This is a genomic window from Paraburkholderia sp. IMGN_8 (assembly GCF_038050405.1).
In the GTDB taxonomy this organism is placed as follows: Bacteria; Pseudomonadota; Gammaproteobacteria; order Burkholderiales; family Burkholderiaceae; genus Paraburkholderia.
Genome location: NZ_CP150901.1, coordinates 3,150,367 through 3,168,282, shown reverse-complemented (window position 1 = coordinate 3,168,282; position 17,916 = coordinate 3,150,367). Strand labels below are relative to the sequence as shown.

Annotated in this window: 8 protein-coding genes and 1 pseudogene; 8 read left to right on the top strand and 1 reads right to left on the bottom strand. The window is 61.7% G+C overall.

Features of this window, described 5'->3' with window-relative positions; all coding sequences use genetic code 11:
- The first annotated feature begins 803 nt into the window (after window positions 1-803).
- From WN982_RS35495 to WN982_RS35480, 4 genes and pseudogenes are all read left to right on the top strand, one after another.
- Window positions 804-8,666, top strand: a complete 7,863-nt coding sequence (locus WN982_RS35495) for an ESPR-type extended signal peptide-containing protein (protein WP_341316660.1) — start codon at window positions 804-806, stop codon at window positions 8,664-8,666.
- An 80-nt stretch (window positions 8,667-8,746) separates the two neighbouring features.
- Window positions 8,747-9,469 carry an OmpA family protein gene (locus tag WN982_RS35490; RefSeq protein ID WP_341316659.1) on the top strand — a complete coding sequence of 241 codons (723 nt, stop codon included), beginning with the start codon at window positions 8,747-8,749 and terminating at the stop codon, window positions 9,467-9,469.
- A 285-nt stretch (window positions 9,470-9,754) separates the two neighbouring features.
- Window positions 9,755-9,961: pseudogene (locus tag WN982_RS35485) on the top strand (hypothetical protein); the annotation flags it as partial.
- A gap of 175 nt (window positions 9,962-10,136) precedes the next feature.
- Complete coding sequence (locus tag WN982_RS35480; RefSeq protein WP_341316658.1) at window positions 10,137-10,514, top strand: TraR/DksA family transcriptional regulator; 378 nt, start codon at window positions 10,137-10,139, stop codon at window positions 10,512-10,514.
- Here WN982_RS35480 and WN982_RS35475 read toward each other — a convergent pair.
- Window positions 10,511-11,185, bottom strand: a complete 675-nt coding sequence (locus tag WN982_RS35475) for an HAD family hydrolase (RefSeq protein WP_341316657.1) — start codon at window positions 11,183-11,185, stop codon at window positions 10,511-10,513. The genes WN982_RS35480 and WN982_RS35475 overlap by 4 nt on opposite strands.
- Before the next feature lie 678 nt (window positions 11,186-11,863).
- Here WN982_RS35475 and WN982_RS35470 point away from each other — a divergent pair.
- From WN982_RS35470 to WN982_RS35455, 4 genes are all read left to right on the top strand, one after another.
- Window positions 11,864-14,146 carry an FdhF/YdeP family oxidoreductase gene (locus WN982_RS35470; protein ID WP_341316656.1) on the top strand — a complete coding sequence of 761 codons (2,283 nt, stop codon included), beginning with the start codon at window positions 11,864-11,866 and terminating at the stop codon, window positions 14,144-14,146.
- Between the two features lie 178 nt (window positions 14,147-14,324).
- A complete protein-coding gene (locus WN982_RS35465) occupies window positions 14,325-15,713 on the top strand; it encodes a cytochrome ubiquinol oxidase subunit I (protein WP_341316655.1) in 1,389 nt (462 codons plus the stop codon).
- A gap of 4 nt (window positions 15,714-15,717) precedes the next feature.
- A complete protein-coding gene (cydB, locus tag WN982_RS35460) occupies window positions 15,718-16,725 on the top strand; it encodes a cytochrome d ubiquinol oxidase subunit II (protein ID WP_341316654.1) in 1,008 nt (335 codons plus the stop codon).
- 38 nt (window positions 16,726-16,763) lie between these two features.
- Window positions 16,764-17,675 carry a bestrophin family protein gene (locus WN982_RS35455; RefSeq protein ID WP_341316653.1) on the top strand — a complete coding sequence of 304 codons (912 nt, stop codon included), beginning with the start codon at window positions 16,764-16,766 and terminating at the stop codon, window positions 17,673-17,675.
- The last annotated feature ends 241 nt before the right edge of the window (window positions 17,676-17,916 follow it).

Here is a 17,916-nt window from a genome sequence, read left to right as displayed (position 1 = left end):
GCCCATTGGCAGGGACCCATGGCGCAACACAAACGCCATGCCGCGGCGAGTACGACGCAGTCCGAAGGAAAATCGGCAACAACTTCCTGGTCCCCAATCGTTAAATTTCGAAATACACCGATATCGCTTAGGCTTTTTGTAGACAAATGAAAAGGCCTATGAGAAAGTTCCAGCGAGCACTTAACTTTCTTTCCATTACGCGGTGCGATGGTGAGAGATAGCGCATGCAATGCGGATAGTTCGACGACCGTCGTCTCACATAGTGCTCAAAAAATGTTGCCAGAAAGAAAAACGGCGCTTGCCGCATGGCATAAGACTGTTTGCCATGCCGTGTGCCGAGGAAACGATTGCAACGGGCTACTGAGGGGCGAGTAACAATGAGTATTCCAGGCGGAACAGAGCAGGGCAAAGGCTCGGCGAAAGAAGAACATCAGTCAGGTAAGCAATTGGCGCTCCGCTGCGCGATCGCCATCCCTATGCCGCAACCCTTCGGACCTTCATAACCCAGCGGCCAGCAGACCGTCTGAGCGGTCAGGTTGCTGGAAAACAGGCTATCTAGCCGACTCTCTTCGATCACTTAGCTGTGCGAATTCCTTCGTCAGGAGGACGGGGTTCGCGCGCGCTAAAGATTCATCGTCCAGAGAGGGCGGCCGCAAGGTGCCGCAGTTCCAACGCTAAAGCAACGCACGCCGCAGCCAGACCTTTTGACCACAATAAATAGGCATCCTTAATAAATAAGGATGCGTGCATACGCTCGTGCTTACGAAATTCGCATTGTCACATTACCTATTGAGGAAACGATCATGAACAAGGCATATCGCACCATCTGGAACAAGGCGCTAGGCGCCTTTGTAGCCGCATCGGAGCTGGACAAGTCGTGCGGCAAGGGCAGGGCGGGGGACGGGGCCGCCGTATGTGACGGGCGAAGCGATCAGCGTGACAGGCACCGCGCTTCTACGCTGCACGGTCCTGATTCGCGCGTCCTGACAATACTGTTGTTGATTGGCGTGGGCGGATGGGGCGCGCAGGCGCAGGCGCAGGTGAGCTGCTCGGCGGCACCCTACAACTTCTATAGTGGCAGCACCACGTGCGTGGGCTTTACGTCCTCGGCGTCTGGAGGCGGAGCCACTGCGGTAGGTTATGGCGCCAACAGTACGGGACTTAATGCCTTGTCCTTCGGCTTTCAAGCCATTGCGGCTGCTACCAACGCCATTTACGTGGGCGCGCGCACTGCTCCGGGTACCGGCGCGACCGCGCAGTCGGCGATTGGCATCGGTACGGATGTCGCCGCTAGCGGCTCGGCGGCCATCGGTGTTGGCGTTGACGCTGTCTCGAGCGGCAACCTGTCGACTGCCGTCGGCCCCTCGGCGAAAGCAACCGGAGACAACGGCGTTGCACTGGGTGCGAGTGCCAACGCTGCCGCGTCGGGCGCGGTCGCAGTGGGCAGCGGAGCCACCGGTTCGCAAACCAACGGTGTAGCCGTTGGCTCGGGAGCCAATGCCACCGGTGCCAACGCCGTTTATCTGGGAGCGCGCACTGCCGCGGGCACCGGTTCGACAGGGACGTCTTCCATTGCCATTGGCACTGACGTCGTCTCTAACGCCGACTATGCCACCGCGATTGGCTTCCAGTCGGTGGGGAGCGGGGCTGCCGCCGTCGGGGTGGGTTATATCGCCACAGCCTCCGGGACGCATGCTGTCGCTGTCGGCTTTCAGTCCATCGCCAGCGGCCTCAACGCCGTTTATCTTGGGCCACGTTCTGTCGCAGGCACGGGCGCAACGGCGGCGGGTGCGATTGGCATTGGCACGGACGTGACTGCGTCCGGTCTCTCTTCGCTGGCCGCCGGCACTGTGGCCACCGCATCGGCACAGAATGCAGTGGCATTGGGGGCGGGAGCCGCCGCCTCGGGGCTCAACGCGCTCGGCATGATGAATGGCTCCAACGCCAGCGGTGCAAACGCGATAGCGTTGGGCGGAGCGGATTCCGTCGCGGAAGGCGGTGCGTCTGTACCCGCGGCAGTGGCGGGCGCCGCTGCGTCAGGCATTCGCGCTGTAGCGATTGGCTCTGGCGCTAACTCGGCTGGCTCCTCGTCCATTGCGATAGGCGATTCGGCTCGGACGGGAGCCAATACCAATGCCATCGCCATGGGTACGAATGCAACGGCGTCAGCAAGTAGCGCCGTCGCGTTGGGTAACCAGACGGTTGCGAGCAATGGCAACGCGACAGCGGTTGGCTTTACGTCGCAAGCCCTCGCGGCGTCGACCGTGGCCATCGGTGACAGCAACAAGGTGGTGGCGACGGCCGGCGCCGGTTCGATAGCGGGCGGCCAGAACTCTCAGGTGCTCAGCGGGACGGGTGCGGTGGCGCTCGGTCAGGCGCAGACCGCCAGCGGCAACGGCGCGGTCGCGCTTGGCGATCCCAATACCGCGACCGGCAACGGTGCGGTTGCAGTGGGCGCGAACAATACGGCCACGGGCGATGGCGCGGTGGCGCAGGGCAACGGCAATACCGCCAACGGCCAGGGCGCGGTCGCACTGGGCAACGCGAGCAACGCGAGTGGCGCGAGCGCGCTCGCATTCGGCGATACAGCGGTGGCCAATCAGTCCCATGCGATAGCGCTGGGTGCCGGCGCGTCGGCCAGCAATGCGAACTCGGTTGCGCTGGGTGCGGGAAGTACAACCGCGGCGCCACATACGGGCACCACTGCGCTTTACGGCGGCACGGCGGCCGGCATCGCGAGCGCGGCCAACGGCGTGGTGTCGGTGGGTGCGGCGGGTACTGAACGCCAGATCCAGAATGTGGCGGCAGGCGTGATTTCGGCGACCAGCACCGATGCCATCAACGGTTCGCAGCTGAACACTGTTGTCACCGGCGTCAATAACCTGGGCGCGTCGACGGCGAGCACATTGGGCGGCGGCGCCAGCTACAGCGCAGCTACCGGCAATCTCGCCGGCTTCAGCCAGCCGATCAACAGCGTCAGCAACACTGGGGCCGTGACCGGACCCACGGCGCAGACGACGGTTGCGGGTGCTTTGACCGCACTGAATACGAATATCGATAACACGGCGAATATCGCGGTCAAGTACGACGCGGCTGGTGGTACGAAGATCACCCTCGGTGCGACCGGCGGAGCGGGAGCCGGGTCTCCGGTGACGATCACCAACATGGCGCCGGCTGCGTTGAACGCAACGAGCACGGATGCGGTGAATGGGTCGCAGTTGTTTGCAACCAACCAGCAGGTCACGGCCAACACCACGGCGATCACCAACATCAACAATGGCGCCGGGATCAAGTATTTCCACACCAATTCGGTTCTGGCGGACAGCGTTCCAGGCGGCACCAACGCGATTGCGGTGGGGCCGGCCGCCAATGCTTTCGGCTACGATTCAATAGCACAGGGCCTGAATGCGGTAGCTGGCGTGAGCGGCACGCCGGCGACGGCCAACGACATTGCCCTGGGTAATGGAGCTCAGGCCACCGGCGGCAATTCGATCGCCCAAGGTACTGGGGCAACCGCGAATACGGCCGGTGCCATAGCGATAGGTCAGACGGCAACGGCGACAGGCGGCAAGGCCGTGTCAATTGGGGTTGGCAATACTGCCAGCGGCAATGGCGCGGTAGCCATCGGCGATCCGAACTCGGCGACCGGTACCGGTGCGATAGCGATGGGCGCCAACGATACGTCCAACGGCCAGGGAGCGGTTGCGCTTGGCAATGCCAACACATCGACCGGTCAGGGTTCTGTCGCACTGGGCAACACGAGCAATGCGGCGGCAGCCGGTGCAGTGGCCTTGGGCGATACTGCGGTGGCCAATAACACCAACGACGTAGCGCTGGGTTCGCATTCGGCTACGGCAGCGCCGCATACGGGGACGACCGCCCAGTTCGGCGGCACGGCAGCCGGTGTAGAGGCGGCTGCTTCGACTAACGGTGTGGTGTCGGTGGGTGCGGCGGGTACTGAACGCCAGATCCAGAATGTGGCGGCGGGCGTGATTTCGGCGACCAGCACCGATGCCATCAACGGTTCGCAGCTGAACACTGTCGTCACTGGCGTCAATAACCTGGGCACGTCGACGGCGAGCACATTGGGCGGCGGCGCCAGCTACAGCGCAGCAACCGGCAATCTCACCGGATTTAGCCAGCCGATCAACAGCGTCAGCAACACTGGAGCCGTAACCGGACCCACGGCGCAGACGACCGTTGCGGGTGCTTTGACTGCACTGAATACGAATATCGATAACACGGCGAATATCGCGGTCAAGTACGATGCGGCTGGTGGTACGAAGATCACTCTCGGTGCGACCGGCGGAGCGGGAGCCGGGTCTTCGGTGACGATCACCAACATGGCGCCGGCTGCGTTGAACGCAACGAGCACGGATGCGGTGAATGGGTCGCAGCTGTTTGCCACGAACCAGAATGTGACGTCTATCGTCAATGGCCAGTCTGGTCCGTTTGTATCGAACAACAGCGTGACGGCGGTACAACCGGTATCGAGCGGAGCCAATGCCAGTGCCGGCGGTTTCGGAGCGAGCGCGACGGGTGCATCCTCCACGGTGCTGGGCAACCAGTCGACTGACAATGGCAATGCCAATGCGACGGTATTGGGCCAGGGCGCGAGTATTTCGGCGGGCACGACCGGCAGCAATGTTGCGCTGGGCCAGGGCAGCGTCGTGACAACGGGCGCTGTCGCCACCACAGGTGCGACCATTGGCGGCACGGCCTATACCTTTGCCGGCGGTGCGCCGGCAGGTGTCGTGAGCGTGGGCAAGACAGGCGCCGAACGGCAGATCACGAATGTGGCGGCAGGGCAGCTGAGCGCCACGAGCACGAACGCGGTGAACGGTTCGCAGCTGTTTGCAACCAACCAGCAGGTCACGGCCAACACCATGGCGATCACCAACATCAACAATGGCGCCGGGATCAAGTATTTCCACACCAATTCGGTTCTGGCGGACAGCGTTCCAGGCGGCACCGACGCGATTGCGGTGGGGCCGGCCGCCAATGCTTTCGGCAACGATTCAATAGCACAGGGCCTGAATGCGGTAGCCGGCGTGAGCGGCACGCCGGCGACGGCCAACGACATTGCCCTGGGTAATGGGGCTCAGGCCACCGGCGGCAATTCGATCGCCCAAGGTACTGGGGCAACCGCGAATACGGCCGGTGCCATAGCGATAGGTCAGACGGCAGCGGTGTCGGCCGCGGCGACGCAAGGCGTCGCGATCGGCTCCGGAGCCACGGTCACCAATGCCGGCGCGGTGGCGCTGGGCGAAGGAAGTACGACTGCTGCAGCGGTAGCGACTACGGGCGCGACCATCAACGGCACCGCCTACACGTTTGCCGGCACCACGCCGGCGAGTACGGTGAGTGTCGGCACGGTGGGCGCGGAACGCACCGTGACGAACGTTGCCGCGGGCCGGCTGAGCGCCACCAGCACCGACGCAGTGAACGGCTCGCAGCTGTATGCGACCGATCAGGCCGTCAACACTCTGTCCGCGACGGTCACCGCCAACAAGACGCACTACTACAGCGTCAACGACGGCGGTACTCAGGGTACTAACTACGCCGACGACGGCGCTACCGGCACCAACGCGCTGGCTGCGGGCGTTGGTGCCCTGGCTTCGGGGGTGAGCAGTACGGCGGTGGGCAACGGTGCCCAGGCGCTGGCGAACAACGCACTTGCATTCGGACTGCAAGCGACCGCCTCGGTAGCCGGCGGCGTGGCGATCGGCGCGGGATCGGTTTCAAGCCGCGCGGTTCTGCCCGGGGTTGGATCCATCGCAAACGGCTCGCACGCGATTCCGTTCAATACTTCCGACCAGACCTTGCTGGGTGCGGTGTCCGTCGGCAGTGGCACGGCCTACCGCCAGTTGACCAACGTCGCCGACGGTACGCAGGCGCAGGATGCAGTCACCGTCAGGCAGCTCGCGGGGGCGTTGTCATCGTTCGCGGTGACGGGCACGAACTATTTCCACGCGAATTCGACTGCGGCCGATTCGCTGGCCGTGGGAGCGCAGTCGATCGCCGTCGGACCGACGACCGTCGTCAACGGCGACAACGGCGTCGGTGTCGGCAACGGGGCGGTGGTCGATGCGACGGCGCCCGGCGGGGTCGCAATCGGCCAGCAAACGCATTCGGCCGCGGCAGACGCCATTGCTCTCGGCAGCGGCGCGGTCGCGAGCGGTGCACAGTCAGTCGCGCAAGGCGCAAACGCGAACGCCGCTAACCAGGGCGGCGTGGCTGTGGGCTCAGGCGCGCAAAGTAGCGCCACGGACGCCGTCGCGCTTGGCGCGGGGGCGAGCTCGACGTTCGCCAATAGCGTGGCGCTGGGCAGCGCATCGACAACTGCCGCGGCGGTGGCGACTCCAGGTGCCACGATCAACGGCACGGCATACACGTACGCCGGGACTGCGCCGACGAGCACGGTGAGCGTGGGCAGCGCAGGCAACGAGCGCACGGTGACCAACGTGGCGGCGGGCCGGGTGAGCGCGACCGGCACCGACGCAGTGAACGGCTCGCAGCTGTATGCGACCGATCAGGCAGTCAACAGTCTGTCCACGACGGTCACCGCCAACAAGACGCACTACTACAGCGTCAACGACGGTGGTACTCAGCGTGCCAACTACGCCGACGACGGCGCGACCGGCACCAACGCGCTTGCGGCAGGCGTGGCCGCCACCGCGACCGGCGCCGGCAGTACGGCCCTGGGTCAGGGCGCGGTGGCAAACAACGTCAATGCCGTTGCGCTGGGCAGCGGTTCGACCACGGCTGCGGCGGTGGCGACTACCGGCGACACCATCAACGGCACGGCATACACGTACGCGGGCACCAGCCCGACCAGCACGGTGAGCGTGGGCAGCGCAGGCAGCGAGCGCACGGTGACCAACGTGGCGGCGGGCCGGGTGAGCGCGACCAGTACCGACGCGGTGAACGGCTCGCAGTTATATGCGAGTGACCAGGCGATCAACAGTCTTGCGACGACGGTAGCAGCCAGCAAGACGCACTACTACAGCGTCAACGATGGTGGTACGCAGGGCGGCAACTACAACAACGACGGCGCCACGGGCACCAACGCATTGGCGCTCGGCGTGAACGCCGCGGCGAGCGGAGCAGGCAGCTTTGCAGGCGGTAACGGCGCGCAGGCACACGCGAACAACGCACTCGCGCTTGGGTCACAGGCGAGCGCCTCGGTGGCCGGAGGGGTCGCTATCGGCTCAGGATCGGTGTCCGATCGCGCGGTCCTGTCCGGCATCGGTTCGATTGCGAATGGTACTCACGCGATTCCCTTCAATACCTCCGATCAAACTCTCCTGGGGGCGGTGTCCTTCGGCAGCGCTAGCGGAAATACGTATCGCCAGTTGATCAATGTCGCCGACGGAACGAAGGCGCAGGATGCGGTCACCGTCAGGCAGCTTGCCGGCGCTCTCTCGTCGTTCGCCGTAACGCCGCAGCTGTACTTTCACGCGAACTCGACAGCGGCGGACTCGTTGGCGGTGGGCGCGCAATCGATCGCGGTCGGGCCGACGACCGTTGTCAACGGTGACAACGGCGTAGGTATCGGCAATGGAGCCGTGGTCGATGCGACGGCGCCCGGCGGCGTCGCCATGGGGGAGTTGGCTCATTCGGCGCAAGCAGACGCAATCGCGATCGGCAGCGGCGCGGTCGCAAGCGGCGCGCAGTCACTCGCGCAAGGCGCGAACGCAAGCGCGGCTAATGCAGGCGGCGTTGCCTTGGGATCAGGCGCGCAAAGTAGCGCTATCGATGCGGTCGCCATTGGCGCAGGGGCGAATGCATCTCTTGCAAACAGCGTGGCCCTCGGTGCGGGTTCTGTCACGACTGTCGGGGCGTTGAGCAATTACATCGCGTATGGGCTGAGCACTCCCCAGTCTTCAGCGGGAGAAATCAACGTGGGTAATCGGCAGATTACAGGCGTTGCTGCCGGGAAGGCCGGCACCGATGCGGTCAACGTAAGCCAGCTTGCCGCAGTCACCACGCAGTTGACCACGCAGTTGAGCACGCTGATCAATAATCAAAACGGGGGCGGCGGTGCCCCCTTCGCGTCCACTCCTGGTTCTTCACCCGCGTCCACCGGATCGAATTCTTCGGCGGGCGGACAGGGCTCGGTCGCTTCCGGCTCGAATAGCACGGCGGTGGGTAACACTTCCACAGCGTCCGGTAACGGATCAACCGCGGTGGGTCAGGGAGCGACGGCAAGCGGCGGCAACTCCGTTGCGATCGGTGCAGGCAGTAACGACGGCGGACGCACCAACGTGGTCGCCGTCGGCTCGACGGCCGATACGCGGCAAGTGGCGAATGTGGCTGCGGGAACGCAGGGGACGGACGCAGTCAACCTGAACCAGCTCAATGCCGGGCTCGCGCAAGCGAACGCCTATACCGATCAACGGGTGAATCAGCTGCAATCGGGAATCAACTCCGTCGCGCGCAACGCCTATTCCGGCATCGCTGCAACGACTGCATTGACGATGATTCCGGAGGTTGATAAGGACAAGACGTTGTCATTCGGCATCGGCACGGCAGGCTTCCGCGGCTATCAGGCCGTCGCGCTGGGGGGGACCGCTCGCATCACCGAAAACATCAAGATGAAAGCGGGTGTTGGCATGAGCCCTGGCGGCACGACCTTCGGTATGGGCGCGGCCATGCAATGGTAGCGCGCGGACGCCTTCGCTCAACTGCGGACAATATCGTCCTGTTCCGAACCGGAAGTACGAAAAACAGTATGGAGAACACAATGAAGCAGCTTTCTGGATGGGGCTTATCGCTGAGCCTTGTTTTTCTTGCCGGATGTTCGAGTGCCTCCGGGCCGACGTTTAACGCTTATACGGTCACGACCACGGATGGCTCCAGGCTTCATCAGGTCGAATGTCATGGGCTCTTCGAGGGACCCGCCACATGTATGAAGGTGGCCCAGCAGATATGCCGCGGAGAACCCGTTCGAGCGGTGCAGAAGATCGGACGCCTCCAATCGGATGATGACCAGTCCGATGTCACGCGGCGACTCACCTTCGCTTGTGGTGGCGCGCCGGATGCCTCGGCTGCAGCGGCCTCGCAGCCGGTCGCATCCGAGCCGCAAACGGTTGCCCAGTTCGAGTTGCAAACCGACACCCTGTTTGCCTTTGGGCAGTCCAGCCTGGCTTCGATCTTGCCGGGCGGGGCGGCAAACCTGGAGCAGGTCATCACGCGTATCAAGCAGCGAAGCGGTGTTCGGTCCATTTCGGTCGTAGGTCATACCGACCGCATCGGGCCGGAAACGGTTAACCAGCCGTTGTCACTGGCCCGTGCAGAGACGGTACGGGAATACATGGTCAATCACGGACTGAACGGTGAGGCGATTCACGCGACGGGAGTGGGCTCCCGCGACTCGACAACCCAATGTCCGGTCGGCGAAAGCAAGGCAGTTATCGCTTGCCTTCAACCGGACAGGCGGGTCTCCATCGAAGTTCGAGCACAGTGAAATGGCTCAGTGCCGACCACACTCGCGATGAACGAGCGAACGTCGGCGCCGAGCATCCATGCGCGGCCCTGCTGAGGTGCTCCATGCGCTAAGCTTGCGTGTACGTCGCGCCGCAGCCTGCGTGACGTCCCAAGCCCTCCTTCACATGTCCACCGCCATGGTCGTCCACGACACTCCGTTCTTGCGTATTCGGCAGCGCCTCGCCTGCGGCGATCTGATTACAGCGTCGCAGGACATCGAGCACTGGCTGAGTCTGCAGCCCCACGATGCCGGCGCGCTTACAACGTGTGCGCATCCATTGCTCATCTGTCGGGCGCACTGGGTGTGCCTACATGGCTACTGCTCGACGTCAACCCGCATTGGGTATGGATGCTCGGGCGCGACGACAGTCCATGGTATCCGTCGATGCGGATTTATCGGCAGCGACAGTACGGCGACTGGCTGCCGGTGCTCGAACAGGTCAAGACAGAGCTCATGGCAATGAACTCATAGTGAAACTGACGGTATGGAAAATAGCACCCCAAGAACATTTCAGGAATTGGGTGCATGATGACCTATACCGCTTGATCGTCGAAACCGTGAACAGACAGTCCGCGAGTCTGGTCCGTGATACCAGCGTTTCGCTGACTTGTCGAATCGCACGCCAACCATGGCACGGGAGAGAACTATGTCTGGGCACCAGGTCACTTTGAGTGAGGAGTTTATCGCGCAGCAGCGCAAGCGCCTTGAGGCACTGCGCCGGGAACTACTGGGCGGAAAGGAGGATTCGCTCGCCAACGAGCGGACGGCTCAGGAGCAGCATCGCGACGAAGCCGAGGAGATCGAGGACGAGGCGCAGGGAATAGCGCAGCGTGAGGTCAGCCGGGCGCTACGTGCCGTGAACGACCGGCGCATCAGGGACATCCAGCGGGCGCTGCAGAAAATCGCGGATGGTACCTATGGTCTCTCCGATGCTAGTGGTCAGCCGATACCGAAAGCCCGGCTCGAAGCAACTCCCGAGGCCGTCCTCACCGTTGAGGAGCAGCGTAGCCGCGAGTCCGGCTAAGGCCGCGCGGCAACCTCGTCCAGATGGTCCAGCAGGTCAGCGGGATCGTCATAGACGCGTAGTGCACCTGCGCGCTCCAGTTCATCCGTGCCGTATCCGCCTGACAGCAGTCCTACGCCCAGCGCGCGACATCGCTGGGCGGCGAGCATGTCCCAGATACTGTCGCCAACTACGACCGCTTGCTCGATCGGTACGCCGAGGCGTTCCGCTGCAGCAATGAACAGGTCCGGGTCCGGCTTCGCGTATTTGACGTCATCGCGCGTCACGACAACGGCTTTCGCCGGATCGACACCCAGCGCCTCGAGATTGAGCGCCGCGGTCTCCATGCGGCCGCTGGTCGCCACCGCCCACGGGGTTCCGGCCTGCGTCAGCGCGTCGAGCAGTTCTCGAGCGCCGGGCAGTGGGCACACTTGGGCGCGCAATCGTTGATAGGCGGCGGCATGAGCATGGCGAAGCCGCTCGCCCAGCTCGGTGCTGATCTCGTGGTGCGTTTCCCGCAGAAGCTGGGCAGTAAAGAGGCCGCCGCTCATGCCAATCTTGCGATGAATTCGCCAGACCGACAGGGAAATGCCTTCGCTGTCGAGCGCTTCTTTCCAGGCCAGCACGTGCTGATAAACGCTATCAACGAGCGTTCCGTCGAGATCGAATAGAAATGATGTCTGGATTCGCATGATGGGCTCCTTCGATAACTGCTTCCGCCAATAATAAGCGCCGCGTCAATTCCACCTGGTCGAGACAGATCTGGGTGCGTTGCCGGTTGCCCCCCAATCCCCCAAGGGGACTTCCTTCGGGGCGGGGGACTTTCTGTGGGGCGTAGCATATCTCGATGTATTCGCTCACTGTGTGACACTGCGACATGACCGCCCGGAACAATGCCTTCGTCAGCAGATGTTTCGTCATACGCTCGCCCATCGCATAGCCAACCCGTTCGCCGGCCTTCGCGGCACGCCTTTGGAGGCATTTCACCAATGCCTATCATCGGAAAAACCAACGTTCCCTTATTTATGATCCGTCCATAGAATTCAAGGACGTATTTGGAGTTTCGTTATGCCAACCACGCTCAAGTTCTGATTGCAGGGGCGCAGGTTATGCACGCGCTGAATATTGGCGCTCTCAAAGCACAGTGCTCGGCGAGGCATGCGATCAGGGTTATCCGGTCATCGAGCACATCAAGCGGATCGTGAACGGTGTCACTGTACTGTGCACTCCCGCCACCGTTCGATCTGTACCTTTCGCGGCGCATCAACCCAACTAGACTGAAGCGGTATCCAGGCCTTACGCCGTGACGCGGCGTAACCCCCAAGGCAAATTAGTCTCCAGTTCTCCTGGGGCACTTCATGGAGTCTCATATGACCACGCGACGCGAAGTTCCGGGAATCCGGCCGTATGACGGACCCGCTGGCGGTTGGGGGGCGCTCCGGGCGACAGCTCAAGCCGTCCGGACACAAATGGAAAGCATCGAGGCGCCGATTACGTTGATGCGGACCAATCAGCCTGACGGCTTCGATTGTCCGGGTTGCGCCTGGCCGGACAAGGAGCACAGGTCGACGTTCCAGTTCTGCGAAAACGGTGCCAAAGCGGTCACATGGGAAGCGACGACCAAGCGGGTGACGCCGGCGTTTTTCGAGAACAACACGGTGTCATCGCTGCTGCAACGCTCTGATTTCGAACTGGAGGATCTCGGCCGGCTGACACATCCTCTCGTCTACGACCGCGACACGGACAAGTTCCGGGCTGTCAAATGGGAAGACGCATTCGCTCGCATCGGTGAGGTCCTTCGAGGGTTGCCTTCTCCCAACCAGGCCGAGTTCTATACGTCGGGCAGGGCGTCGAACGAGGCCGCCTACCTCTTTCAGTTGTTCGCGCGCGAATATGGGACAAACAATTTCCCTGATTGCTCGAACATGTGCCACGAGCCGACCAGCGTCGGATTGCCCCAATCGATCGGGATCGGCAAAGGCACGGTGTCGTTGGATGATTTCGACAAGACCGAACTCATCCTCTCGATCGGCCACAATCCCGGGACGAATAACCCCCGGATGATGGGGACACTCCACGAATGCTCGCGGCGCAACGTGCCGATCATCGTGTTCAATCCGCTGCGCGAGCGCGCGCTTGAGCGCTTCGCCGATCCGCAGAGCGTCTTCGAAATGGCGGCCTTCGCATCGACCCGAATTGCGTCGACCTATTTTCAGCTCGACGCCGGCGGAGACGCGGCCGCCCTCAAGGGCATCATGAAAGCGCTTCTGCAGACGGACGCAGAACAGGGAAACACCGTCCTGGACCACGAGTTTATCGCCACGCATACCCAAGGTTTCGAGGCATTTGCCGCCGATCTGGAAGCGACCTCATGGGACGATATCGAAAAGGCAAGCGGACTCAGCCGTGAAGACCTCGAGGAGGTCGCCATTGCCTATGCAAAATCGAATGCAACGATCGTCACTTACGGAATGGGCGTTACCCAGCATAACAAAGGCACCGCCAATGTCCGTCTGATTGCAGATCTGTTGTTATTACGCGGCAACATCGGCAAACCCGGCGCAGGCATCTGTCCTTTGCGCGGGCATTCGAACGTGCAGGGAAACCGGACGGTCGGCATCACGGAAAAACCTTCCGAACCCTTCCTCAAGCAGATCGAGAGCGTGTTCGGATTCAAGCCGCCCGAAGCACACGGGCACGATGCGGTCCAGGCGATGCAGGCGATGATCGCCGGCACGGCCAAGGCGCTGATTTGCCTGGGCGGAAACTTCGCCGTGGCGTTACCCGATTCCGAGCAGTCCTTTCCCGCAATGGGCAAGCTCGATCTGAGCGTCCACCTCGGAACCAAGCTCAATCGTTCGCATCTGCTAGTGGCAAAAGAGACGTACGTGCTGCCTGTTCTGGGTCGCACGGAGCTTGATATACAGGCGACCGGCCGGCAATCCATTACCGTCGAGGATTCCATGTCGATGGTCCACGCTTCTTCCGGGAAGCTGACGCCCGCATCCGGGCACCTGCTTTCCGAGCCGGCGATCATCGCCGGTATCGCCACGGCAACGTTGCCGGACAGCAAGGTGGCATGGAAGGAATTGATTGCCGACTACGACAGGATTCGGGACCTGATCGAGCAAACCGTGACGGGATTCGAGGCATTCAATGAACGAATCAGAGTGCCGGGAGGATTCCGTATGCCGCTTCCCCCGACCGAACGCGTGTGGCCCACACCGTCTGGAAAGGCGATGTTCTCGGTGTACGGCGGAGTGAAGGAAGACGCAGACGTCCTCGGTGCTGAAAATGTTCTACGTCTCATCACGATTCGCAGCCATGACCAGTACAACACCACCATCTATGCGATGGACGATCGTTACCGGGGCGTGTTCGGCCGGCGTGACGTACTGTTTATGAACGAAGACGATCTTGCCGCACGTGGACTCGAACATGGTGATCTGGTCGACATTGAAACCATTTCAGCGGGCAGGCAGCTGCGCCTGAAGAAGATTACTGTAATCGCTTACAACATCGCGCCAGGTTCGGTGGCGGCATACTATCCCGAAGCGAACGTGCTGGTGCCACTCGACTACATTGACAAGGAGAGCGGCACGCCTTCGTACAAGTCTGTTCCTGTTCATGTTGTGCGCTCAGCAGAAGCTTGACGTCGGGCGAGCTTGACTGATCGATCAACTGGACCTGTGCGTCCGGTTGATCGACACACCGATCCGTTTATCAGTAAACCTTGCGTTATCGCGCTCGATGAGCAGCGTAGTCGTTGCGCCGCGACATGGCGTCCGTCTTTATGCAAATGCCGCTATCACCTGGAGCCATTGATCAATCATGGAAATCTTCGATGCATTCCACCTTGCCAGGTTGCAGTTTGCGTTCACGGTTTCGTTTCATATCGTTTTTCCCGCGATCAGCATCGGCATGGCCAGTTTCCTGGCCGTGCTGGAATGGCGCTGGTTGCTGACCGGCGACGTTGCCTACAAGGACATGTTTCTGTTCTGGTCGAAGATCTTCGCGGTGGGCTTCGGAATGGGGGTGGTCTCGGGCGTGGTGATGGCCTACGAGTTCGGCACCAACTGGAGTGGATTTTCCAGCATTGCCGGAAACATCACGGGGCCGCTTCTGACCTATGAAGTGCTGACAGCGTTCTTTCTCGAGGCCGGGTTTCTCGGCGTGATGCTGTTCGGCTGGAATCGAGTCGGTCCCCGCCAGCATTTCTTCGCGACGCTAATGGTTGCGGTGGGCACGCTCATTTCCACTTTCTGGATTCTCGCGTCGAATAGCTTCATGCAGACGCCGCAAGGATACGCCGTCGAGAATGGCCGTATCGTACCGGTCGACTGGATGAAAGTGATTTTCAACCCGTCGTTTCCGTATCGCCTCGCGCATATGACGATCGCCGCATTCATTGTTGCGGGCTTCATCGTCGCCGCTTGTGGCGCGTGGCATTTGTTGCAAGGCCGGCGCGACAAACCTGTCAAGCGTAGTTTTTCGATGGCGCTGTGGATCCTGCTCTTGCTGACGCCGATACAGATTTTCGTTGGCGATGCGCACGGCCTCAACACACGCGAATATCAGCCGGCCAAGATCGCAGCGATCGAAGGGCTGTGGGAAACCGAGAAAGGTGGCACGGCGCTCAATCTGGTCGGCCTGCCCGACATGAATGCGGAAGTGACGCGCTACACGCTGCAAGTGCCGCATTTGGGCAGCCTCATCCTGACTCATAGCTGGAACGGAGAAATCCGTGGCCTGAAGGAGTTTCCTCCCCAGGACCGCCCGTATTCGCCGATCGTGTTCTGGACGTTCCGGATCATGGCGGGTCTCGGCATGTTGATGCTACTGACTGCGCTGCTCGGGCTGCTGCTCAGGCTGCGCGGCCGTCTCTACGAGACCCGCTGGTATCAGGGTTTCGTGCTGTGCATGGGGCCTTCTGGAATTGTGGCGCTATTGGCCGGGTGGATAACGACCGAGGTCGGCCGCCAACCGTGGACAGTCTACGGCGTCCTGCGCACCGCAGACTCACTCTCGCCGATCAGTGCCCAGCAAGCAGGTGTTTCGTTGTTGATCTTTGTCCTGGTGTATTTCCTGGTGTTCGGCATGGGCGTCTACTACATGATGAAGATGATGAAGCGCGGACCGGAGGAGCACGTCGAGCGCCGCGAGTCCCGCAGGCATCCGATATTGCGCAATCGCGCACTCGACGCACTGGAAGGAGAGTGACACCATGCAAATCGATCTTCCTGTCGTGTGGGCCGCGATCATCGGACTTGGCGTTTTCATCTACGTGATGCTGGACGGATTCGATCTCGGCATCGGCCTGCTGTTTCCGTTTTTCGAGGCGAAAGGCGATCGGCAAGTGATGCTCAATACCATCGCACCGGTCTGGGACGGCAACGAAACATTCCTCGTGCTCGGCGGCGCTGGGCTTTACGGGGCGTTCCCGGTGGTCTATTCGACGCTCCTGCCGGCGAACTATCTCCCGCTGATCCTGATGGTCGTGGGCCTGATCTTCCGCGGCGCGGCCTTCGAGCTGCGTGCCACGGCCACCCGGACCCAGCATGCCTGGGATCTCGCCTTCATGGGCGGTTCCGCGCTCGCGGCGCTCTGCCAGGGAATCGTGCTGGGGTCACTGCTGCAAGGCATCAAGATCGTCGATGGCCGTTTCGCCGGCGGCCCGTTCGACTGGCTCTCGCCGTTCAGCCTGTTCTGCGGAATCGGCGTGCTCATCACGTATGCGACGCTCGGCTGCGGGTGGCTCATCCTGAAGACGGATGGCGAACTGCAGCGCAACATGCGCCTCGCGATGAGGCCGCTCGTGAGCGTTCTGCTCGGGGCGATTGTCATCGTGAGTCTCTGGACAGTGATGGGATTGCCCGCGGTTGCATTTCGCTGGTTCGGAAGCGGCAATCTCGGCTGGTTCCTGCCGGTGCCGATCCTTGTCATCGCCTGTGTGTGGGGTATCTTCCGCTCGCTGCGGTTGCAGCACGAAGCGACGCCGTTCATTCTCACGCTCGCGCTGTGCTTTCTCGGCTTCAGCGGCTTGCTCATCAGCATCTGGCCGAACATCGTTCCGCCGTCGCTGACGATCTGGGAAGCATCGTCGAGCCACTCGAGCCAGCTCTTTGCGCTGGTCGGCACAGTGATCGTGCTGCCGGTTATCCTCTTCTACAACGCAATGCAGTACCGCGTATTCCGGGGCAAGGTGCGGGAAGGGGATGCCGGCTACCACTGATGGTGACGGCGCAGTCAGTACACTAAAAAGAGCACATCATGATTGTGAGGCCAGGACAAAACTGGTTCCGATTGCTGTTTATCTGGAACGGTTCCGTGTTGCAGTCGATCATTCCCCAGCTGATTTTCATGGGGGCTGTCAGCAGCCTCGCTGTGCTGACGCAAGGACGCATTTTCGGCGAGAAGATTCCGCTTAACACGGCGCCCTTCACGTTATTCGGCCTTGCTCTCGCGATCTTCCTTGCGTTTCGCAATAACGCAAGCTACGAGCGGTTCAATGAGGCGCGCCATCTTTGGGGCAGCCTCTTGATCTCGGCGCGCGCGCTGACCTCGCAGAGGCTGTGTTACGTCCCGCAGGGCGCTGACAAGCTTCACATGGCCCATACCCTGATTGCGTGCGTCTATGCGCTGAAGCACCAGTTGCGCGAGACCGACCCGACTCCGGATCTCCTTCGCTTGCTCGGCCGCACGCGAACCGAGGCGTTGCAGCACACCTGCTACAAACCGGTTGCGCTTCTCAATGAGATTCGCCGCGACTTCGCCGGTCTGCAAGGTCGGGGATTGGCAACGGACACGAAACTCTGGATGTTCGACGCGCAGATCAACGAATTGGGAAGGACGATTGGAGGATGTGAACGGATCGCATCCACGCCGATTCCTTTTGCTTACAGTGTGTTGCTTCACCGCACCGTCTACGCCTATTGCGTGTTGCTGCCGTTCGGTCTCGTCGATTCGACGGAGTTCTTCACACCTCTGCTTTGTGTTTTCATTTCTTATACGCTAATCGCGCTCGAAGCGATTGCCAGTGAAGTCGCCGAGCCGTTTAGTGTCGCGCCGAATGCGCTGGCGCTCGATGCAATGACCCGCACCATCGAACGATCGATTCTCGAACTGTGTGAATGTGAACTGCCTGACGAGGTCGTACCGGTGCGCGATTATCAACTGACTTAAGGTGTGTCGATCGGGTGTGCCTGTCCACGCATCCGATCATCCTGCCCAGCAGTACGCGCGTCGGCTGGCTGGCCGCCACACACCAGACAGGGCGCACAAAACTGTACTCCTTGAATTCGGTACGGACTGTGCGTCCCATCCGCAGGGCCGACCCACTATCCTGCCAGAAGGTCATTCACGGAGCGGCCGTTCTTCCGATCAGGACGATGACTGCCGTTGCTCCGTCCCACACCGCACGCTG

Coding starts and splice junctions, on each gene's coding strand:
- WN982_RS35495 (WP_341316660.1), top strand. CDS start 804: ATGAACAAGGCATATCGCACCATCTGGAACAAGGCGCTAGGCGCCTTT.
- WN982_RS35490 (WP_341316659.1), top strand. CDS start 8,747: ATGAAGCAGCTTTCTGGATGGGGCTTATCGCTGAGCCTTGTTTTTCTT.
- WN982_RS35480 (WP_341316658.1), top strand. CDS start 10,137: ATGTCTGGGCACCAGGTCACTTTGAGTGAGGAGTTTATCGCGCAGCAG.
- WN982_RS35475 (WP_341316657.1), bottom strand. CDS start 11,185: ATGCGAATCCAGACATCATTTCTATTCGATCTCGACGGAACGCTCGTT.
- WN982_RS35470 (WP_341316656.1), top strand. CDS start 11,864: ATGACCACGCGACGCGAAGTTCCGGGAATCCGGCCGTATGACGGACCC.
- WN982_RS35465 (WP_341316655.1), top strand. CDS start 14,325: ATGGAAATCTTCGATGCATTCCACCTTGCCAGGTTGCAGTTTGCGTTC.
- cydB (WP_341316654.1), top strand. CDS start 15,718: ATGCAAATCGATCTTCCTGTCGTGTGGGCCGCGATCATCGGACTTGGC.
- WN982_RS35455 (WP_341316653.1), top strand. CDS start 16,764: ATGATTGTGAGGCCAGGACAAAACTGGTTCCGATTGCTGTTTATCTGG.